This window comes from Herbaspirillum hiltneri N3, from assembly GCF_001267925.1.
In the GTDB taxonomy this organism is placed as follows: domain Bacteria; phylum Pseudomonadota; class Gammaproteobacteria; order Burkholderiales; family Burkholderiaceae_D; genus Herbaspirillum; species Herbaspirillum hiltneri.
Genome location: NZ_CP011409.1, coordinates 2,065,032 through 2,084,837 on the forward strand (window position 1 = coordinate 2,065,032; position 19,806 = coordinate 2,084,837).

The 19,806-nt window shown below is 58.8% G+C and carries 24 protein-coding genes; 23 read left to right on the forward strand and 1 reads right to left on the reverse strand.

Going from position 1 to position 19,806, the window contains the following annotated elements; all coding sequences use genetic code 11:
* Positions 1–49: 49 nt before the first annotated feature.
* From F506_RS09285 to F506_RS09295, 5 genes are all read left to right on the forward strand, one after another.
* The gene (locus F506_RS09285; protein WP_053196849.1) at positions 50–1,249 is read left to right on the forward strand and encodes an HPP family protein; all 1,200 of its coding nucleotides are present in this window, start codon (positions 50–52) and stop codon (positions 1,247–1,249) included.
* An 86-nt stretch (positions 1,250–1,335) separates the two neighbouring features.
* Entirely contained in the window at positions 1,336–1,464 is a 129-nt protein-coding gene (locus F506_RS23725) for a hypothetical protein (RefSeq protein WP_268762599.1), read from the forward strand.
* 227 nt (positions 1,465–1,691) lie between these two features.
* On the forward strand, positions 1,692–1,883 hold the full coding sequence (locus F506_RS22645) for a DUF1289 domain-containing protein (protein WP_083457708.1): 192 nt from the start codon (positions 1,692–1,694) through the stop codon (positions 1,881–1,883).
* A gap of 116 nt (positions 1,884–1,999) precedes the next feature.
* Entirely contained in the window at positions 2,000–2,320 is a 321-nt protein-coding gene (locus tag F506_RS23730) for an isochorismatase family protein (RefSeq protein ID WP_053196851.1), read from the forward strand.
* A gap of 20 nt (positions 2,321–2,340) precedes the next feature.
* The gene (locus F506_RS09295; protein ID WP_053196852.1) at positions 2,341–2,652 is read left to right on the forward strand and encodes an isochorismatase family protein; all 312 of its coding nucleotides are present in this window, start codon (positions 2,341–2,343) and stop codon (positions 2,650–2,652) included.
* Here F506_RS09295 and F506_RS09300 read toward each other — a convergent pair.
* Positions 2,645–3,259 (reverse strand): Maf-like protein, encoded by a 615-nt coding sequence (locus F506_RS09300; RefSeq protein ID WP_053196854.1) that lies wholly within the window; start codon positions 3,257–3,259, stop codon positions 2,645–2,647. The two genes, F506_RS09295 and F506_RS09300, sit on opposite strands and share 8 nt — an antisense overlap.
* A 104-nt stretch (positions 3,260–3,363) precedes the next feature.
* Between F506_RS09300 and F506_RS09305 the strand changes: the two genes are divergently transcribed.
* From F506_RS09305 to era, 18 genes are all read left to right on the forward strand, one after another.
* Positions 3,364–3,870: a YceD family protein gene (locus F506_RS09305; protein ID WP_200907722.1), complete on the forward strand. Its 507-nt coding sequence runs from the start codon at positions 3,364–3,366 to the stop codon at positions 3,868–3,870.
* A gap of 106 nt (positions 3,871–3,976) precedes the next feature.
* Positions 3,977–4,159 (forward strand): 50S ribosomal protein L32, encoded by a 183-nt coding sequence (gene rpmF, locus F506_RS09310; protein WP_006463510.1) that lies wholly within the window; start codon positions 3,977–3,979, stop codon positions 4,157–4,159.
* A 147-nt stretch (positions 4,160–4,306) separates the two neighbouring features.
* The gene (plsX, locus tag F506_RS09315; RefSeq protein WP_053196857.1) at positions 4,307–5,401 is read left to right on the forward strand and encodes a phosphate acyltransferase PlsX; all 1,095 of its coding nucleotides are present in this window, start codon (positions 4,307–4,309) and stop codon (positions 5,399–5,401) included.
* Positions 5,398–6,384 carry a beta-ketoacyl-ACP synthase III gene (locus tag F506_RS09320; protein ID WP_053196859.1) on the forward strand — a complete coding sequence of 329 codons (987 nt, stop codon included), beginning with the start codon at positions 5,398–5,400 and terminating at the stop codon, positions 6,382–6,384. Before plsX ends, F506_RS09320 begins: the two co-directional genes overlap by 4 nt.
* A gap of 48 nt (positions 6,385–6,432) precedes the next feature.
* The gene (gene fabD, locus F506_RS09325; protein WP_053196861.1) at positions 6,433–7,365 is read left to right on the forward strand and encodes an ACP S-malonyltransferase; all 933 of its coding nucleotides are present in this window, start codon (positions 6,433–6,435) and stop codon (positions 7,363–7,365) included.
* A complete protein-coding gene (gene fabG, locus F506_RS09330) occupies positions 7,362–8,126 on the forward strand; it encodes a 3-oxoacyl-ACP reductase FabG (protein WP_053196863.1) in 765 nt (254 codons plus the stop codon). The genes fabD and fabG overlap by 4 nt, the downstream gene beginning before the upstream one ends.
* Positions 8,127–8,249: 123 nt before the next feature.
* Entirely contained in the window at positions 8,250–8,489 is a 240-nt protein-coding gene (gene acpP / locus F506_RS09335; protein ID WP_007881445.1) for an acyl carrier protein, read from the forward strand.
* Positions 8,490–8,519: 30 nt separating this feature from the next.
* Positions 8,520–9,761, forward strand: a complete 1,242-nt coding sequence (fabF, locus tag F506_RS09340) for a beta-ketoacyl-ACP synthase II (RefSeq protein WP_053196866.1) — start codon at positions 8,520–8,522, stop codon at positions 9,759–9,761.
* A gap of 58 nt (positions 9,762–9,819) precedes the next feature.
* On the forward strand, positions 9,820–10,302 hold the full coding sequence (locus F506_RS09345; protein ID WP_053196868.1) for a protein YgfX: 483 nt from the start codon (positions 9,820–9,822) through the stop codon (positions 10,300–10,302).
* A gap of 115 nt (positions 10,303–10,417) precedes the next feature.
* Positions 10,418–11,020 carry an RNA polymerase sigma factor RpoE gene (gene rpoE, locus F506_RS09350; RefSeq protein WP_053196870.1) on the forward strand — a complete coding sequence of 201 codons (603 nt, stop codon included), beginning with the start codon at positions 10,418–10,420 and terminating at the stop codon, positions 11,018–11,020.
* 131 nt (positions 11,021–11,151) lie between these two features.
* Positions 11,152–11,835 (forward strand): sigma-E factor negative regulatory protein, encoded by a 684-nt coding sequence (locus tag F506_RS09355; RefSeq protein WP_053196872.1) that lies wholly within the window; start codon positions 11,152–11,154, stop codon positions 11,833–11,835.
* Position 11,836: 1 nt separating this feature from the next.
* Positions 11,837–12,862, forward strand: a complete 1,026-nt coding sequence (locus tag F506_RS09360) for a MucB/RseB C-terminal domain-containing protein (RefSeq protein ID WP_053196874.1) — start codon at positions 11,837–11,839, stop codon at positions 12,860–12,862.
* A 17-nt stretch (positions 12,863–12,879) separates the two neighbouring features.
* The gene (locus F506_RS09365; protein WP_053201419.1) at positions 12,880–14,367 is read left to right on the forward strand and encodes a DegQ family serine endoprotease; all 1,488 of its coding nucleotides are present in this window, start codon (positions 12,880–12,882) and stop codon (positions 14,365–14,367) included.
* Between the two features lie 110 nt (positions 14,368–14,477).
* Positions 14,478–14,741: a glutaredoxin family protein gene (locus F506_RS09370; RefSeq protein ID WP_053196876.1), complete on the forward strand. Its 264-nt coding sequence runs from the start codon at positions 14,478–14,480 to the stop codon at positions 14,739–14,741.
* Between the two features lie 192 nt (positions 14,742–14,933).
* A complete protein-coding gene (gene lepA, locus F506_RS09375) occupies positions 14,934–16,733 on the forward strand; it encodes a translation elongation factor 4 (RefSeq protein WP_053196878.1) in 1,800 nt (599 codons plus the stop codon).
* Positions 16,730–17,641 (forward strand): signal peptidase I, encoded by a 912-nt coding sequence (gene lepB, locus F506_RS09380; protein ID WP_053196880.1) that lies wholly within the window; start codon positions 16,730–16,732, stop codon positions 17,639–17,641. The genes lepA and lepB overlap by 4 nt, the downstream gene beginning before the upstream one ends.
* A gap of 206 nt (positions 17,642–17,847) precedes the next feature.
* Positions 17,848–18,888, forward strand: a complete 1,041-nt coding sequence (gene rnc / locus F506_RS09385; protein ID WP_053196882.1) for a ribonuclease III — start codon at positions 17,848–17,850, stop codon at positions 18,886–18,888.
* Positions 18,885–19,799 (forward strand): GTPase Era, encoded by a 915-nt coding sequence (gene era, locus F506_RS09390; protein ID WP_053196884.1) that lies wholly within the window; start codon positions 18,885–18,887, stop codon positions 19,797–19,799. The genes rnc and era overlap by 4 nt, the downstream gene beginning before the upstream one ends.
* The last annotated feature ends 7 nt before the right edge of the window (positions 19,800–19,806 follow it).

The window sequence follows — 19,806 nt, forward strand, 5'->3', positions numbered from 1 at the left end:
ATCTTGTGATGTAATTGCGGTTTGACGTTATTCCGAAATGGGTTGGAGCATGAGCGATTCTATCCTGCAATGGCTGAGAAGTTTCATTCCGCAAAAAACCGCGGTGGATCGCTTCGAGCGCATGCGCGCCAGCGCGGGTGCCTTGTTCGGAATCCTGCTGACGGGTTTGCTGAGCTACGTGATCCTGCCCCACAGCGCCGCCACGGTCTGGTTGATCGCGCCGATGGGCGCCTCCGCCGTGTTGCTGTTTGCGGTGCCATCGAGCCCGCTGGCGCAGCCCTGGTCGATCATCGGCGGCAATCTGGTGGCGGCGCTGGTCGGAGTCTCGTGCGCCAAGCTGATCGGCGAACCGGCGCTGGCGGCGGCGTTGGCCATCGCACTGGCAATCGCCTGCATGTTCGCGCTGCGCTGCATCCATCCGCCCAGCGGCGCGGTGGCGTTGACGGCAGTGCTGGGCGGGCCGGCGGTGCACGGGATGGGCTATGGCTTCGTGTTGTCGCCGGTGCTGCTCAATTCCTTTCTGTTGCTGGCGATGGCGCTGTTTTTCAACAACGCCACGCGCCGCCGCTATCCGCACGCGCAGCAGAGCGAGCACCGCAACAACGTCCACCAGACCCATGATGTCGCGCCGAGTTCGCGGCTGGGGTTTACGCATGAAGACCTGGATGCGGTGCTGCGCCGCTACAATCAGGTGCTCGACATCAGCCGCGACGACCTTGAAGAGATCCTCCAGCAAACCGAGATGGAAGCCTACCGGCGCCGCTTCGGCGAGACCGTGTGCGCCGACATCATGTCCGCCGATGTTGTGGCGGTGGAGTTCTCGACCGAGCTGGCCGAGGCCTGGCGGCAGATGCGGTCGCACCGCCTGCAGGCCTTGCCGGTGGTGGATCGCGCGCGCCGCGTGATCGGCATCGTGACCAAGACGGATTTCCTGCAGCATGCCGGCACCCATGATTACGAAAAGCTGGGCGACAAGTTGCGCTCCTTCCTGCAGCGCACGCCGCATACCCATTCGATCAAGGCGGAAGTGGTCGGGCAAATCATGAGCAAGTCGGTGAAAACAGCCTCGGTGCACCTGCCCATCGTGCAACTGGTGCCGTTGATGGCGGACGAGGGCGTGCATCAGATTCCGGTCATTGACGACGAGCGCCGGCTGGCGGGCATGGTGACGCAGTCGGACATGGTGGCTGCTTTGTACGTGAATAATCTCACGCGTGCGCGCGGAGGTTTGCGGGCGGTGGCTTCGTAGGTCGGCGAACCATTTGGGCGGGCGGCGTCTAAAATGCAGGAATACAAGGAGAGGGAGTCCGTACAACACCCAAACAGGAGACCGCCATGCGTCATGCCAGTCGCGCCGTTCTGATTGCCGTCGTCGCCATCGCCGTGCTGACGGCCTGCCAGCGCAAGGACAAGCCGCCCACGCCGACGGTATCGATGGGACCTGCCGTACAAATTCCGGCTTGAGAGGCGAGTTATTGTTTTTGTGAATATCTGCTATTGGAACAATAAAGCAGACGAGGAGAGGGCGCGTCGCTATAGTTACACCTGTCTCCTCCAATTCTCCTCCTTAAGAAGATTGGATTCAGCCCGCAACCTCTGGTTCGCGGGCTTTTTTTTGTCTCGAAATTTGTATGCCGGGAATGGTTTCGCGCTTCTTGGTAAGATGTCGGCAAGCCCTTGTAAAGATATCCATGTCCCAGTCTCCTCCCGAACGTCCCGATACCCCTTGTGTTGCCGTCTGCTCCACCACTTTTGACGATGTTTGCCGCGGTTGCGGCCGCACTGTGTCGGAAGTCGCGCATTGGGTGTTCATGACCGAGGAGGAGAAGGATGCGGTCTGGATACGCATCACTGCCGAGGGATATCCGCGCCGCAAGTCTTAGCGTCTGTTCTTGGAGTCTGTTCGCGACCTTGCTGCGAGGCAGCGATCCTCGAATGGAAGCATGGGCGGACTCTGCGTCTGCGTGCGCAACGCATCACAACCAACGGAGTAGACCGCATGATCCAGAAACGAATCGCCTGTACCGCCGCCTCGGCTTTGCTGCTCGCTGTCTTGACCGCTTGCGGTTCGATGCCGGCCGCGACCAGCGCCAACAGCATCCCCGAAATTCCCGCGCCGGCGCAGGTTAGCTTGCCGGCGGCGACCACCGCTTTGCTGGTGCTCGATATCAATTCCGCCGTATGTCAGCCGAATCCGGCCTGCATGAGCACGGTGCCGGCAGTTGCTGCACTGATCGCCAAGGCGCGCGCGGCGAATGTGCCGGTGCTGTATTCGACGACGGTGAGCCCGTCCGGACCGCCCCGACGCTGGCCGGCGTAGCGCCACAGGCGGGTGAGCCGGTGGTCTCGACACGCGCCAATAAATTCACCGGCACCAATCTGGAAGAGCTGTTAAAGCAGAAGAAGGCGGAAACGCTGGTCATCGTCGGTAGCGCCGCCAACGGCGCCGTGATGTACACCTCGTTCCATGCGAACACGCGCGGCTTTACGGTGGTGGTAGCGGAAGACGGCATTTCGAGCCCGACCCCGATCAATACCGTGCTGGCGCGTTATCAGTTGCTGAACCAGCCCGGCTTTATCAATGCCGCGAATACGCCGTTGGCCGACAAGAAGGTGACGCTGAGCCGCGGCGATCTGATTACGTTCAGGTGACGCCGAAAAACGGCATGCCTGCATTGCGCAGCATGCCGGTCAATGCAATCATCGGCAGCCCGGTGAGGGCGGTCGGATCGGTACTGTCGATTCTTTCCAGGATGGCGATTCCCAGGCCCTCGTTCTTGGCGCTGCCTGCGCAGTCGTAAGGCTGCTCGATGCGCAGGTAGGCGTCCAGCTCGGCATCCGGCAGATCGCGAAAGGTGACGAAAGTCTGGATATTCTCGATCTGAATCACCGGTGCAGCGGGGTTGCGATGATCCGACAGGCACAGCGCCGTATGGAAAATCACGCGGCGGCCGCGCATCTTGACAAGTTGCTTCATGGCATTGGCGTGATTGCCGGGTTTGCCGATTTGTTCGCCGTCGAGCGTGGCGACCTGGTCCGAGCTGATGATCAGTGCGTCGGGATGGTGCTGCGCGACGGCATCGCCTTTCAGGCGCGCCAGGCGCAAAGCGGTGGCTTCCGGACTTTCGCCCGCCGCCGGGGTTTCGTCGATGTCGGGTGCGATCACCTCGAAAGGCAGTTGCAGCCGGGACAACAGTTCGCGCCGGTAGGCCGAGCTGGAGGCCAGGATGAGGCGGGGCAGGGCAAGAGTTTTTGGCATTATGCGACAGCGAGGTGGCAGTGTTCGCAAAAAATACGCTAACACTTTGACGAATAAGGGAAAACGCTGTTATTATCGCAGGTTTTCCGGATTCAGCTTTCGCCATGAGTGCTTTTGTGATCGACGCATTTGAATTTAGTCGGCTCAAGGAGCAGGCCGAGGGCGAACTCGCGGTGGCCGATATGGCGCGCCTGGCGGGCGAAACGGTTGATCGTGCCGGCACCATCAAGTGGTCGCTGAGCGGCGGCGCCGACAAGCTCGGCCATCCTCAATTGAAGCTTTCCGTATCCGGCCAGGTCAATCTGGTGTGTCAGCGATGCCTCACTGCGATGCCTTTCGAGGTGTCGTCCGAGTCGGTGCTGGTATTGGCCAAGGATGAAGAATCCGCCGACGCCATTGAAGAAGTGCTCGACGACGAGTCGGTTGACGTGATTGTCGGCGAGGCCGAGTTCAATGTTGGTTATCTGGTCGAGGATGAGGCGTTGCTTGCCTTACCAGTGGCGCCCAAGCATGAATCCTGCCCTGCGCAGGCCTTGCCTGGCTCCGGGGCGGAAGCGGCGGCGACCGAGAAAGTATCGCCGTTCTCGGTACTCAAGAATTTGAAGCAGTAAAAGTAGGCGGCGGGTTTTTCCTGCCGGATGTAAGGATTCTCGGTTGGGCAGTGAGTTTGCTGGCCGGATATGTTAAAATTTTAGAACTTAAGGTTTAGGAGTTATCATGGCTGTTCAGCAAAACAAAAAGACCCCATCGAAGCGCGGTATGCATCGTGCACACGATTTCCTGACAGCGCCACCGCTGGCAGTCGAGCCGACAACTGGTGAAACGCACCTGCGTCACCACATCAGCCCGAACGGTTTCTACCGTGGTCGCAAGGTCCTGAAGACCAAGAACGACGAGTAATCGGAAATTGCTGTTAAGGCGGAATGCGGCGCAATGAATTTTTTCAATTGGCGCCGCTTTTTATATGCTGCTTCAGCTTAGCGCGTCATTTTGAATCGCGCCAAATCTGCCCCATAATGCGGGTTGGCAAGGCTCTGAATCAAAACAATGACCATCAAAATTTCCATTGACTGCATGGGCGGCGATCACGGCCCGTCAGTTACTATCCCAGCCGCCATTTCGTTTTTGCAGCGCGAGCCTGACGCCGAGTTGATTCTGGTTGGTCAGGAAGAAGCGTTGCGCGCCGCTTTGCGCAAGTACAAGCAAGGCGACATTTCACGTCTGCACGTTCAGCACGCCGCCGAAGTCGTCACCATGGACGACTCGATCGAGGTCGCCCTGCGCCGCAAGAAGGATTCGTCCATGCGCGTCGCGGTCAACCTGGTCAAGGACGGCCAGGCCAGCGCTGCCGTCTCCGCCGGCAATACCGGCGCGCTGATGGCGGTGTCGCGTTACGTGCTGAAAACTATCCCGGGCGTGGATCGCCCGGCGATCTGCACGATTCTCCCCAATCAGAAAGACGGTCCGACCTACATGCTCGACCTCGGCGCCAACGTCGATTGCGAGCCGCAGCATTTGCATCAGTTCGCGCTGATGGGTTCCGCGCTGGTGTCGGCCATGGAAGGCAAGCCGCGTCCTACGGTCGGGCTGCTCAACGTGGGCGAAGAAGAAATCAAGGGCAATGAAGTGGTCAAGCAGACCGCCGAGCTGCTCCATGCGGATCACGAAAAAGGTCTCATCAATTTCTACGGCAACGTCGAAGGCAACGACATTTTTGAAGGCACCACCGACATCGTGGTGTGCGACGGCTTTGTCGGCAACGTCACGCTTAAGGCCTCCGAAGGCCTGGGCCGTTTCGTCAAGATCGTGCTCACGACCGAATTCAAAAAAGGCTTCTTCAACAAGCTCGGTGCCCTGATCGCGTATGGCGCCATCAAGGCCCTGTCGCGCCGCCTCAATCCCTCCCGCTACAATGGCGCCAGCCTGCTTGGTTTGCGCGGCCTGGTGTTCAAGAGCCATGGCGGTGCTGATGCCTATGCCTTCGAATGGGCCATTCAGCGCGCGTACGATGCCGCCAAATATGACGTCCTGTCGCGCATCACGACCACGATCGCCGAGCTGATTCCGCAGGCAGAAAGTGCGGCCGAGCGCGTCACTGCAATCACATCATCAACCGATCTAACAGAACAGAAAACGGTATGACTCTTTATAGCAAAATTGTCGGCACCGGCAGTTACCTGCCTCCCAAGCGCGTGACCAACGACGAGTTGGCGCAGCAGCTTGCAAAGAAGGGGATCGAGACTTCCGACGAATGGATTTTTTCGCGCAGCGGCATTTCCGCGCGCCATTATGCCGAAGCCGACGTGCTGTCGAGCGACCTCGCCGTGGCGGCCTCGCAGCGTGCGCTGGAAGCGGCCGGCTTGCAAGCCAACAACATCGACCTGATTATCCTGGCGACATCGACGCCGGACCATCTGGGCGGCTTCCCGAGCACGGCTTGCGTCGTGCAGCGCAAGCTGGGCATCAACAACGGCGGCGCCGCGATGGACGTGCAGGCGGTGTGCAGCGGCTTCGTGTATGCGATGTCGGTAGCGGACAGTTTCATCAAGACCGGCATGCACAAGAACGTGCTGGTGATCGGCGCGGAAGTGTTTTCGCGCATCCTGAATTTCGAAGACCGCACCACCTGCGTGCTGTTCGGCGACGGCGCCGGTGCGATCGTCATGACGGCGTCAAAAGAGCCCGGTATCCTCGCTGCAAAACTGCATGCCGATGGCAGCCACGGCCATATCCTGTGCGTGCCGGGCAACGTCAATGACGGCGCGGTCGCCGGCAATGCCTACTTGTACATGGACGGCCCGGCGGTATTCAAGCTGGCGGTGTCCGTGCTCGACAAGGTGGCGCGCGAAGTGCTGGAAGTCGCCAAAGTGGATGCGAAAGAAATCGACTGGCTGATTCCCCACCAGGCCAATATTCGCATCATGCAAGGCACTGCCAAGAAGCTCGGCCTGCCGCTGGAAAAAATGGTGGTGACAGTCGATGAACACGGCAATACATCGGCCGCCTCGATTCCGCTGGCGCTGGACCAGGCGGTGCGCGACGGTCGCGTCAAGCCGGGCCAGAACGTCATGATGGAAGGCGTCGGCGGCGGTTTCACCTGGGGCGCCGTGCTGGCGCGCATGTAAGTCGGCAGCAGCCGGCTTTGAACTGATTTTTCAACGACAAAATAGAGCATGACAACATTTGCTTTTGTTTTTCCAGGCCAGGGTTCGCAGGCCATCGGAATGCTGAATGGATTTGCCGACAATGAAGTGGTCAAGGCGACTGTTGCAGAAGCCTCCGACGCGCTGCAATTCGATCTCGGCAAGCTGATCGCCGAAGGTCCGAAGGAAGACCTCGACCTGACCACCAATACCCAGCCAGTCATGCTGACTGCGGCCGTGGCGTTTTACCGCACCTGGCTGGCTGCCGGCGGCAAGGCGCCGGCGCTGGTCGCCGGTCACAGCCTCGGTGAATATTCCGCGCTCGTGGCGGCCGGCGTGATCGCGTTTAAGGACGCGGTGCCGCTGGTGCGTTTTCGTGCGCAAGCCATGCAGGAAGCCGTGCCGGTCGGGCAGGGCGGCATGGCGGCTATTCTCGGTCTTTCAGATGATGACGTGCGCGCTGCCTGCGCCGAAGCCGCGCAGGGCGACGTGGTCGAAGCCGTCAATTACAATTCCCCCGCGCAAGTGGTGATCGCCGGCAGCAAGGCCGCGGTTGAGCGCGCCTGCGAAATCGCCAAGGCCAAGGGTGCCAAGCGCGCGCTGGTGCTGCCGGTTTCGGCGCCGTTCCACTCGTCGCTGCTCAAGCCTGCCTCGGATCGCCTGCAGCAATATCTGGCCGGCGTGCCGTTTTCCACGCCGCAGATTCCGCTGATCAATAACGTCGACGTCGCCATCGTCAACGATCCCGCCGCCATCAAGGATGCGCTGGTGCGTCAGGCGGCCAGCGCCGTGCGCTGGGTCGAGACCGTGCAGAAGATGTCGGCGGAAGGCGTCACTCATGTGGTCGAATGCGGTCCCGGCAAGGTGCTGGCCGGTTTGACCAAGCGTATCAACGGCGATCTGGTGGGCGAGGCAATCGTCGATCAGGCATCCCTGGACAAAGTATTGGAGCTGCTGAAGTGAGTGATCAACGTTCGCAAAATCTGCAAAATCAAATCGCGTTGGTGACCGGCGCTTCCCGCGGCATCGGACGCGCCATCGCGCTGGAACTGGTGCGCCAGGGCGCAAAAGTCGTCGGTACGGCAACTTCGGCGGCCGGCGCTGCGGCCATCAGCGAATACCTCGAACAGGCGCAGCCTGGTTGCGGCAAGGGCGTGGTCCTCAACGTCAACGACGCCGCTGCCTGCAGCGCCCTCATCGACGACATGCAAAAAGAATTTGGCGGCCTGTCCATCCTCGTCAACAATGCCGGCATCACGCAAGACCAGCTGGCCATGCGCATGAAAGACGAAGAGTGGGATAATGTCATCGCGACCAACCTGACCGCGGTCGGGCGTCTGTCGCGCGCAGTCTTGCGCGGCATGATGAAGGCGCGCAACGGCCGCATCATCAACATCACATCGGTGGTCGGTTCGGCCGGCAATTCGGGGCAAATGAACTACGCCGCCGCCAAGGCCGGCGTGGCAGGCATGAGCCGCGCGCTGGCGCGTGAAATCGGCAGCCGCAACATCACCGTCAACTGCATCGCGCCGGGTTTCATCGATACCGACATGACCAAGGTGCTGGGCGAGCAGCAGACCGCCGCCTTGCTGCAGCAGATTCCGCTGGGCCGTCTGGGGGCTCCGGAGGACATTGCAGCCGCCGTAGCGTTCCTGGCGTCGCCACAGGCGGCCTACATCACCGGCACAACCTTGCATGTCAATGGCGGCATGTATATGAATTAAGCGTCTTTGGACGCAGATCGTAGCAACTTACTTATTCTTGCTGAGAATACTTAAAAGTAAATTTTTGGCGTGCAAACCTGATAAAATGCGCGCACTTTTGTAACCTATCCACTGGAGGCATTTATGTCCGATATCGAACAACGCGTTAAAAAAATCGTCGCTGAACAACTGGGCGTCGCAGAAGCAGACATCAAGACAGAATCGTCGTTCGTGGACGATCTGGGCGCTGACTCCCTCGACACCGTCGAATTGGTCATGGCGCTGGAAGATGAGTTCGAAATGGAAATCCCTGACGAACAAGCTGAAAAGATTACAACCGTGCAACAGGCGATCGATTACGCCAAGGCACACGTCAAGGCCTAAGCTGGTTTTGAACGACTCTAGGAGAATTGCTTGAGCCGCTCACGTGAACGTCGTGTAGTCATTACCGGTCTTGGTTGCATTTCGCCCGTTGGCAATTCGATTGCCGACGCGTGGGGCGCGGTCAAAGAAGGTAAGTCGGGCATTGCCACTATCACCAAGTTTGACGCCGCTCCTTTTTCTACGCATTTTGCGGGAGAAGTGAAAGGCTTCAACATCGAAGATTACATCCCCGCCAAAGAAGCGCGCCATATGGATACTTTTATCCATTTCGGCATGGCGGCGGGCATGCAGGCCTTTCAGGACAGCGGCCTGGTAGTCACCGATGAAAACGCCGAGCGTATCGGCGTCATCATTGGTTCCGGTATCGGTGGCTTGCCGCTGATCGAGCAGACCCATGAAGAGCTGACCAACCGCGGTCCACGCCGCATCAGCCCGTTCTTCATCCCGGCTTCGATCATTAATATGATTTCCGGCAACTTGTCCATCAAGTACGGTCTCAAGGGTCCTAATCTGGCCATCGTGACTGCTTGCACGACAGGCTTGCATTGCATCGGCTCCGCCAGCCGCATGATTCAGTACGGCGATGCCGACGTGATGATTGCCGGCGGCGCTGAATCCAGCGTTTCGCCGCTGGGCATCGGCGGCTTCGCTTCGGCGCGCGCGTTGTCCACCCGCAATGACGATCCGGCAACTGCGTCCCGTCCGTGGGACAAGGACCGCGACGGTTTCGTGCTGGGTGAAGGCGCGGGCGTGATGGTGCTGGAAGAGTACGAGCACGCCAAGGCGCGCGGCGCCAAAATCTATGCAGAAGTGCTGGGTTTCGGCATGAGCGGCGACGCTTACCACATGACCGCTCCGAACCTGGACGGCCCGCGTCGTTGCGTGGTGTCGGCCTTGCGCGATGCGGGTGTGAATCCGGACGAAGTCCAGTATCTGAATGCACACGGTACATCTACGCCTCTGGGCGACAAGAATGAAACCGATGCAATCAAGGCTGCCTTCGGCGACCATGCTTACAAGATGGTTGTCAATTCCACCAAGTCCATGACCGGCCATCTGCTGGGCGGCGCGGGCGGATTGGAGTCGGTGTTCACCGTGCTGGCGCTGCATAACCAGATATCTCCTCCGACGATCAACATCTTCAATCAGGATCCGGAGTGCGATCTTGACTACTGCGCCAACCAGGCGCGCGACATGAAGATCGATATCGCCGTCAAGAATTCCTTCGGATTCGGCGGCACCAACGGCACTCTGGTGTTCGGCAAGGTGTAAGAACCTGGCCCGGCTTTCGACAGAAAGCCGGGTTTTTGCTTTTCCACTCCCCATTCCTATGTCGATAGCAGTCTCTGCGGATATCAAACCTTCCCGTCTGCTTTTGATCACGATGGCGGCAGCGGCTATCGTTGTTGCCCTCATCGGCGTCATTTTTGCCTTCGCCCTGGTCGGGCAATTGTCTTTTGTCTTCAGGATGTCGCTTGCCGGCGCATGTGTTGTCGCCGCGATCCTGGCGTTCTGGCTGGTGCTGAGAAGCCGCACGGCCGTCTGGCTGCATATTTCCGGCACTGGACAGATCCGTCTGGTCGAGCATCACGTAGCGGTACGCGCCAAGCCCGGTTCGCAAGTGATGAACGGCGGTCTGGCGCAATTGCTGGCCGGTTCAACCGTCTGGCCGAATCTGCTGTTGTTGAGGCTGAGGCTGGAAAATGGCCGGACGCGAACTATCCCGATCTTGCCCGATTCTGTCCCCCGGGAAACTTTTCGGGCGCTGCAAGTGGCTTGTCGATGGGTTGCGAGTCATAATAACGACGCCTGAGGGCATGCACTCCACAAAAAAATCGAAAAGATAGTACGCTTATTGAATTTATTGCTTCGAATTGGATCAATGGTTCGGTTTGCGCAGAAATGATAAAAAAACAAGGAAACTGGATTTGACGACGGAACGCGAAATTGATCAACTGCTTGTCGAGCGTGTGCAGCGTGGCGATAAGAAGGCGTTCGAGCTATTAGTTGCCAAATATCAACGGAAACTGATGCGGCTCGTATCGCGCCTGGTGCGAGATCAGGCGGAAGCGGAAGATGTCGTGCAAGAGGCCTTCATCAAGGCTTACCGCGCGCTGCCGCAATTCCGTGGCGATTCGGCGTTCTACACCTGGTTGTACCGGATCGGTATCAACACGGCCAAGAACTACCTTGTGACCATGGGCAGAAGGGCGCCGACGTCGACGGAAGCAGATGCAGAAGAGGCTGAAACTTTTGACGACGGAGAGCACCTAAGAGACATCAATACTCCCGAGTCGATGCTGGCGACCAAGCAGATTGCCCAGACGGTCAATGTTGCGATGGAGGCCTTGCCGGAAGAGTTGCGGACTGCGATTACCCTGCGTGAAATAGAGGGTTTGAGCTACGACGAGATCGCCGAGGCCATGGGATGTCCTATCGGCACGGTGCGTAGCCGGATCTTCCGGGCGCGCGAAGCGATTGCGGAGAAGCTGAGGCCGCTGCTTGGAACGGCGCTGGACAAGCGTTGGTAGGCTGCTTTGAGCTGTTTGAGCTGTATGTGAAGCACGGGAGTTATGCGTTATGTGACGTCATAGGCGTCAGTAAAAGACATAAAAATAAGAGCGGGTGATGGAACTGAAATTTTGTGGCCGGGTGACTACTTATGGATACCAAAGAAATTAGCAGAGAACAAATTTCGGCGTTGGCCGACGGCGAGCTGGTTGACGCGCATGTCAACATGGCGCTGACCGTTTTACGCCAGCCGGAAGAGCACGTGACGTGGGATCTGTACCATCAGATCGGCGATGTCATGCGTTCGGAAGAAATGGCGTTTTCGCTCAGCGACGGCTTTGCCGCCAAGATGAGCGCGCGTCTCGATGCCGAGCCGACGATCATTGCCCCACAGTTGATGACGGCCGCTGCCGAACAGATCATCGTTCCGGTCGCGGTGAATGACGCGACGGCTTCCAATGTCGTGTCGCTGGCGCCGATGCGCAAGCGTTTCGTGCGTCGCTTCGTGATGCCCGGCGCTGCAGCGGCGGCGGCGATCGTTGCCGTTGTGCTGGTGACGGGACCTCAGCAGTCGGCGACATTGGCGAGTGCTTCGGCTCCGGTTGCGGGGACGGCGGCGACGGCGATTGTGCCCTCGGCAATCACGACGGTGGCTGCAACATCGGCTGCACCGCAAGGCGCAGCGTCGATCAGCAGTCTGGCGCAGCAGGGCGAAGTCGCACGCGATCCGCGTATCGATGACTACCTGTTGGCGCATCAGCGCTTCTCGCCTTCGATGTACAGCTCGGCCCAATATGCCCGTTCGGCGGCTTTCGCAATTGACTCAGATAAATAATATGCGGCAGAGACAAGGTTTGCTCCGGGTCGTTCTTTTTCTTTCGGCAGTCGTAGCATTCTCCGTCAAGGCGGAGAATGCATTGCCGGCAAAAGTAAGCAACAATCAGGATGCGCAGGTCTTACTAAAAAAAATCCAATCCGCAGCGCAGCGGCTCAATTATTCAGGTACGTTCGTCTACCAGCAGTCCAACCAGATGCGCACTTCGCGCATCACGCACATCCTGTCCGGTAAAAACGAAATCGAGAAACTGGAAGTCCTCGATGGCAAGCCGCGTGAATATATCCGCAACAATGACGATGTCGCCTGTTACGTTCCCGAAGCGAAAACCGTCCTGATCGAAAAGCGCGTGACGCGCGATGTATTTCCCGCCATCCTTGCCGCCAATCCCACCGATCTGGTGGATTACTACAGCGTCAAAATGGGGGAGACCGGCCGTGTGGCGGGGCACGATTGCCAGGCTGTGATCCTCGAACCCAAGGATAAGCTGCGCTACGGTTACAAGCTGTGGGCCGACAAGGCTACCGGCCTGCTGTTGCGCGCGCAGACCTTCGACGCCAAGAATGAAGTGGTGGAGCAGATTTCCTTCACCCAGATCGAGATCGGCAACATCGATCACAATCGCGTCAAGCCGAGCATCACCAACACCAATGGCTGGCATATCGAAAATTCGGTCATGAGCCAGGTCAACCTGTCGGGCTGGTCAGTGACGCCGCCGCCGGGCTTCAAGAAGATCCAGGAAGTCAAACGCCTGATTTCCGATACGCAGAACACCGGCACGTCCGCGGCGCAGCATGGTGTGACGACACAGCGAGAAGTGTCGCAGATCGTGTTTTCCGACGGACTGGCGGCGATTTCCGTGTTCATCGAACCGGGTTCGCAGAGCCGTACCGAAGGCTCCATGCAGCAGGGCGCAATGAATATCGTGGGCCGTCGCCAAGGCGATTACTGGCTCACCGTAGTCGGTGAAGTGCCGGGTCCTGCGATCCGGCAAGTATCGAATTCCATAGAATTCAAATCCAAATAATACGAAAAATACCAATGATGATTCCCGCCAAGAAAATCTTGTTGTCGTCGTTACTGAGCGCTTCCGTTCTGGCCCTGTCGCCGGCGTTGACCGGCCTGAGCACTGCGGTCGCGGCGCCTGCCGTGGCCGGCCTGCCTGACTTCGCGGATATCGTTGACCGCACCGGTCCGGGTGTGGTCAACATTCGCACCACCGAGCGTGTCAAGACCGGCCAGCCGCAAGCCGGTGCGGACGACGAAGAGATGCAGGAGTTTTTCCGCCGCTTCTTCGGCGTGCCGATGCCGCGCCAGCAGCAACCCAATACACCGAATACGCCGCGCCCTAACCGCAAGGGGGGCAACGCCCAGCAGGAAGAAGTGCCGCGCGGCGTCGGCTCCGGTTTCATCATTTCGGCAGACGGTTACATCATGACCAATGCTCACGTGGTCGAGGGCGCCAGCGACGTCTACGTGACCCTGACTGACAAGCGCGAATTCAAGGCCAAGATCATCGGCTCCGACACCCGCACCGACGTGGCGTTGCTCAAGATTGACGGCAACAGCCTGCCGCGCCTGGTGATCGGCGACTCGGACAAGATCCGAGCCGGTGAATGGGTGCTGGCGATCGGCTCGCCGTTCGGCCTGGAAAACACCGTCACCGCCGGCATCATTTCCGCCAAGGCGCGCGATACCGGCGATTACCTGCCGCTGATCCAGACCGACGTTGCGGTCAATCCAGGCAATTCCGGCGGTCCGCTGATCAATTTGAAGGGCGAAGTGATCGGCATCAATTCGCAGATTTACAGCCGCTCGGGCGGTTTCATGGGCATTTCCTTTGCGGTGCCGATTGATGAAGCGCTGCGCGTGTCCGATCAATTGAAGGCATCCGGTCGCGTGACGCGCGGTCGTATCGGCGTCCAGATCGGCGAAGTCACCAAGGATGTGGCCGAATCGCTGGGTCTGGCCAAGGCGCAAGGGGCGCTGGTGCAGCGTATCGAGCCGGGTGGTCCTGCAGAAAAGGGCGGCCTGGAAGCCGGCGACATTATCCTGAAATTCAATGGCACCGCCATCGAGAGGCCGAGCGATCTGCCGCGCATGGTCGGCGCCACCAAGCCGGGTTCACGTGCGACGGTCAACATCTGGCGCAAGGGCAGTGCCCGCGATATCGCCGTGACCGTGGTGGAGATCGAAGCGGACAAACCGGCCAAGACGGAAGAGAAGAAGCCGAAGCAGGAAGCGACGCCGAACTCCCTGGGCCTGGTGGTCAGCGACCTGACCGATGCGCAGAAAAAGGAACTCAAGGTCGATGGCGGCGTACTGGTGGAGTCTGCGGTCGGCGTGGCAGCTGCAGCAGGTTTGCGTGCCGGCGATGTGGTCCAGCGGCTCAACGACGTCGACATTAAGGACGCCAAGCAATTCAATGGCCTGGTGGCCAAGTTGGATTCAAAAAAACGCGCAGCGGTGCTGGTGCGCCGCGGCGACTCGTCGCAGTTCGTGCCTCTGCGCCCAAGCGCCAGCGGCAACTGAGAATGCGGGCGCAAGCCCTTGCTCACGCTATTTTCCCAGCATGAAGGCTGCATATCCCGACGGGTTGCAGCCTTTATTTCGTGATCTTCGCGCCTGAACCGGAACGTCCGATGTCCTCTCCCCATTTCACCCTGTATTCCCGTTCTTACTGCCATTTGTGCGAGGACATGCTGAATGCGCTGGAAAAATTCCGTCCCACGCACGATTTCACCGTGGCGATCATCGACGTGGATGCCGACGAAGCATTGGTGCAGCGCTATGACGAACTGGTGCCCGTACTTGTGGGGCAGCGGGAAGGGCAGCAGGCGGTGCAGCTGTGCCACTATTTTCTGGATGTCGCGGGTGTTGAAAAATTCTTGCTGAAAAGTAATTAATCCGATATTTCGGACACCGGGCAATCGTGAGGCCACAGAATCGCTCCGGACCGCATGCCATCCATGGCTTATTCGGGTTTTACCCTCTGAAATCCGGTAGAATGACGGGTTGAACAAAAGCTGTTGTAAAGGCGCTCAATTGGGAGACGCTCCCATTCTGGAGCGCCTTTTTTCATCGTTTTCCGCAATTTAATGAACAATATCCGTAATTTCTCGATCATTGCCCATATTGACCACGGCAAATCCACGCTCGCCGATCGCATCATCCAGTTGTGCGGCGGCCTTTCCAACCGCGAGATGGAAGCCCAGGTACTCGACTCGATGGACATCGAGCGTGAGCGGGGCATCACGATCAAGGCGCAAACCGCCGCCTTGCATTACAAGGCGCGCGATGGCGTCATCTACAACATCAACCTGATCGATACGCCGGGCCACGTCGACTTCAGCTATGAAGTCAGCCGCTCGCTGTCGGCATGCGAAGGCGCATTGCTGGTTGTGGATGCATCGCAAGGCGTGGAAGCGCAAACCGTCGCCAATTGCTACACTGCACTGGAACTGGGCGTGGAAGTGATACCGGTGCTCAACAAGATCGATTTGCCGTCGGCCGATCCGGACAACGCCAAGAGCGAAATCGAAGAAGTCATCGGTATCGATGCCAGCGACGCCACGCCATGCTCGGCCAAGACCGGCCTGGGCGTGGAAGACGTCATCGAAGCGATGATCGCCAAGGTGCCGCCGCCGAAGGGCGATCCGACTGCGCCGTTGCAAGCGCTGATCGTCGATTCATGGTTCGACAACTATGTCGGCGTGGTGATGCTGGTGCGCGTAGTCAACGGCACCTTGCGTCCGAAGGACAAGATTTTCCTGATGGCGACCGAATCGACCCATCTTACCGAAAGCATCGGCGTGTTCACGCCGAAGTCGCAAGTGCGCGAAACGCTGTCGGCCGGTCAGGTCGGCTTCATCATCGCCGGCATCAAGGAGCTCAAGGCAGCCAAGGTGGGCGACACCGTGACGCTGGCCGCCAACAAGGCCGCGGAACCCCTGCCGGGTTTCAAGGAAGTGCAGCCGCAAGTGTTTGCCGGTCTGTTCCCGGTCGAGGCGAATCAATACGACGCACTGCGCGACTCGCTGGAAAAACTCAAGCTCAACGACGCCGCGCTGATGTACGAGCCGGAAGTGTCGCAAGCGCTGGGCTTCGGCTTCCGCTGCGGCTTCCTCGGTTTGCTGCACATGGAAATCGTGCAGGAACGGCTCGAGCGCGAGTTCGACATGGACCTCATCACGACTGCACCGACGGTGGTGTACGAAGTCGTGCTGCGCGATGGCGAAGGCACCATCCTGATGGTCGACAACCCGTCGAAAATGCCGGAGCCGTCCAGGATCGAAGAAGTGCGCGAGCCTATCGTTACCGTCAATCTGTACATGCCGCAGGAATACGTCGGCTCGGTCATTACGCTGTGTACGCAAAAACGCGGCGTGCAGATCAACATGAGCTACCACGGCAAGCAGGTGCAACTGACCTACGAAATGCCGATGGCGGAAATCGTGCTCGACTTCTTCGATCGCCTGAAGTCGACCTCGCGCGGTTATGCGTCGATGGACTACGAATTCAAGGAATACCGCTCGGCCGACGTGGTCAAGGTCGACATGCTGATCAACAGCGAAAAGGTCGACGCCCTGGCCATCATCGTGCACCGCGCCAACAGCCAGTTCCGCGGCCGCGCCGTGGCGGCGAAGATGCGTGAACTGATCCCGCGCCAGATGTTCGATGTGGCGATCCAGGCCGCCATCGGCGCCACCATCATCTCGCGTGAAAACGTCAAGGCGCTGCGCAAGAACGTGCTGGCCAAATGCTACGGCGGCGACATCAGCCGCAAGCGCAAGCTGCTCGAGAAGCAGAAGGCCGGCAAGAAACGCATGAAACAGGTCGGCTCGGTGGAAATTCCACAGGAAGCATTCCTGGCAATCTTACAAGTGGACGAAAAATGAACCTGCAGGCCCTCTTAGGCAATTTCGCGCTGATTCTGTTTGTGTTGATGGTGCTGACCGGCGTCATCTGGTTTATGGATACGTATTTCTGGTCCCGGCAGCGTCGCGCGAAGGCGGATGCCGCACTGGCCGAGTTCGATGCGCGCATCGCCAAGAACGCCAGCGACGGCGTCAAGAGCGATACCTCCAGCCGCGCCAAGATCGAAGCCGACTTGCTGCGTCAGCCGACCTGGATTGAATATTCGGGCAGCTTCTTCCCGGTCATCGCGCTGGTGTTTTTCCTGCGCTCGTTCCTGTACGAGCCGTTCAAGATCCCGTCGAGCTCGATGGTCCCGACCCTGCTGGTGGGCGACCTGATCCTGGTGAACAAGTACACCTACGGCATTCGCCTGCCGATCGTGAACAAGAAAATCATCAGCATCAACGAGCCGCAGCGCGGCGACGTGATGGTGTTCAAATATCCGAAGGATACGGCGGTTGACTACATCAAACGAGTCGTGGGCGTACCCGGTGATAAAATTGTCTATAAAAACAAGCACCTAACCGTAAATGGTAAAGAAGTTTCTTACAAGCCATTGCCAGATTATCTGGATGATGAGAATCTGACGTACTATAAGCAATGGCAGGAAGACCTGACCGGCGTCGACCACAAGATACTGACGGATGAGCGCGCTCCCAATTTTGTTCCGAACCCGGACGCTTTCCCTCAGCATGAGCTGTGCAGCTACAACACGGAAGGCTTTGCCTGCACCGTGCCCGCCGGCCAGTACTTCATGATGGGCGACAACCGTGACAACAGCCTGGACAGCCGCTATTGGGGCTTTGTACCGGATCAGAACATTGTCGGAAAAGCATTTTTTGTCTGGATGAATCTGGGTAATCTGAAACGGATCGGCAGTTTCCATTAAGTTTCTGTCAGGCATCAATTCTTCGGAGGCGGAACACGGCATTTTCCCGGTGTTTTTCTCTGTTCCAGGAAAATCCCACAACCAGCCGGCCGGCGTATTCTGTAGCGGCGGCGGGTTGCAGGTAACGGGCCGGATGGCCTGGGAGGTCTGCGAAAGGCGGCAGAGCAACGCAGCCGGGTTCGCATCTCTAAGCGACGGATGAATAAATGGATCCATTAGTATTGCAAAATCGGCTGGGGCACAACTTCAAGGACGCTACGTTACTGCAGCAGGCCTTGACGCATCGTAGCCATAGCAGCTTGCATAACGAACGCCTCGAATTCCTCGGCGACTCTATCCTCAACTGCGTCGTCGCTTCGCTCCTGTTCGACCGTTACAACAAGATCGATGAAGGCGACCTGTCGCGCCTGCGCGCCAATCTCGTCAAGCAGCAATCGCTATATGAAATCGCCCAGCGCCTCGACTTGTCGCAGTTTTTGCGGCTCGGCGAAGGGGAGTTGAAATCGGGCGGTTTCCGCCGTCCGTCGATTTTGGCCGACACGCTGGAAGCGCTGTTCGGCGCAATTTTCCTCGACGCCGGCTTCAATGCCGCGCGCGACGTGATCCGTTCGCTGTACATTCCGATCCTCGATACCGTCGATCCGAAGACCCTCGGCAAGGACGCCAAGACGCTGCTGCAGGAATACCTGCAAGGCAAGAAAATCCCGCTGCCGCAATACAATGTGGTGGCTACGCACGGCGCGGCGCACAATCAGGAATTTGAAATCGAATGCCTGGTACCCAAGCTGGAAATCCAGGTCTTCGGCACCGGCGGCAGCCGCCGCGCAGGTGAACAGGCCGCCGCCAAACTGGCGCTGGAAGCGGTCCAGGCCGCTTTGGTCAAGACGCCTGCCTCGACACGCAAACCGCGCGCACGCACTACGCAACTCAAGCTGGCGGGCATTGCCACGATCCAGCCTGACGCACCGAACGAGGAGTTGCCGCCGGTTCCCGAGGCGCCTGCCGCCAAGCCGGAAAAGCTGGAAAAACCGGTTGCCGTCAAGACCGCCAAAAGCGAGGCCAAGCCCGACCTGAAAGCTGAAGCGAAGGCGGAAACCAGGGCCGAGGCAAAAGCAGACCTGAAATCCGAACCAAAAACGACCGAAGGAAAAAGCGACGCCAAGGCCCAGGCCGCCGCCGATCTGAACGATTCCCGCACCGAGGCGCCGGCCTCGACGCTCTCCGCAACACAAAGCAAAACCGCATGACAGAACTCAACGCCCCTTCCGACGCATCGTCAGATTATCGATGCGGTTACATCGCCATTGTCGGTCGCCCGAACGTCGGCAAATCGACATTGATGAATGTGCTGATCGGCGCCAAAGTCAGCATTACGTCGCGCAAGGCGCAGACCACGCGCCACCGTATTACCGGCATCCAGACAATCGACAACACGCAATTCGTCTACGTTGACACGCCGGGTTTCCAGACGCGTCACAGCAACGCCCTGAACAAGACGTTGAACCGCACCGTCACCTCCACGCTGACTGCGGCCGACGTGATCCTGTACGTGATCGAAGCAGGCACCTTCGGGCCGGCCGACAAGCAGGTCATGGAGTTGTTGCCGGCCAACGTGCCGTGCATTCTGGTGATGAACAAGTCGGATCGCAGCAAAGACAAATCGGTGCTGATGCCGTTCGCGCAGGAAGTCGCGTCGCAGCACAATTTCGCTTCCGTGGTGCCGGTGTCGGCCAAGCAGCGTTTCCAGCTCGACGCCCTGCAGGACGAGATTCGCAAGCTGCTGCCGGTCAATCCGCCGATGTTCGACGAAGACGACATCACCGACCGTAGCGAAAAATTCCTGGCGTCTGAAATCGTGCGCGAAAAGGTATTCCGTTTCGTCGGTGAAGAACTGCCATACACCAGCACCGTCCTGATCGAGAAATTCGAGCAGGAAGGCAATCTGCGCCGCGTCTTCGCCGCCATCCTGGTCGAACGCGACGGCCACAAGTCCATGGTGATCGGCAACAAGGGCGCGCGCCTGAAAGAAATTTCGACGCAGGCGCGCCTGGACATGGAGCGCCTGTTCGGCGGTCCGGTCTATCTGGAAATCTGGGTCAAGGTCAAATCCGGCTGGGCTGATAACGAAGCCGGATTGCGCGCCTACGGCTACGAATAGCAAACAC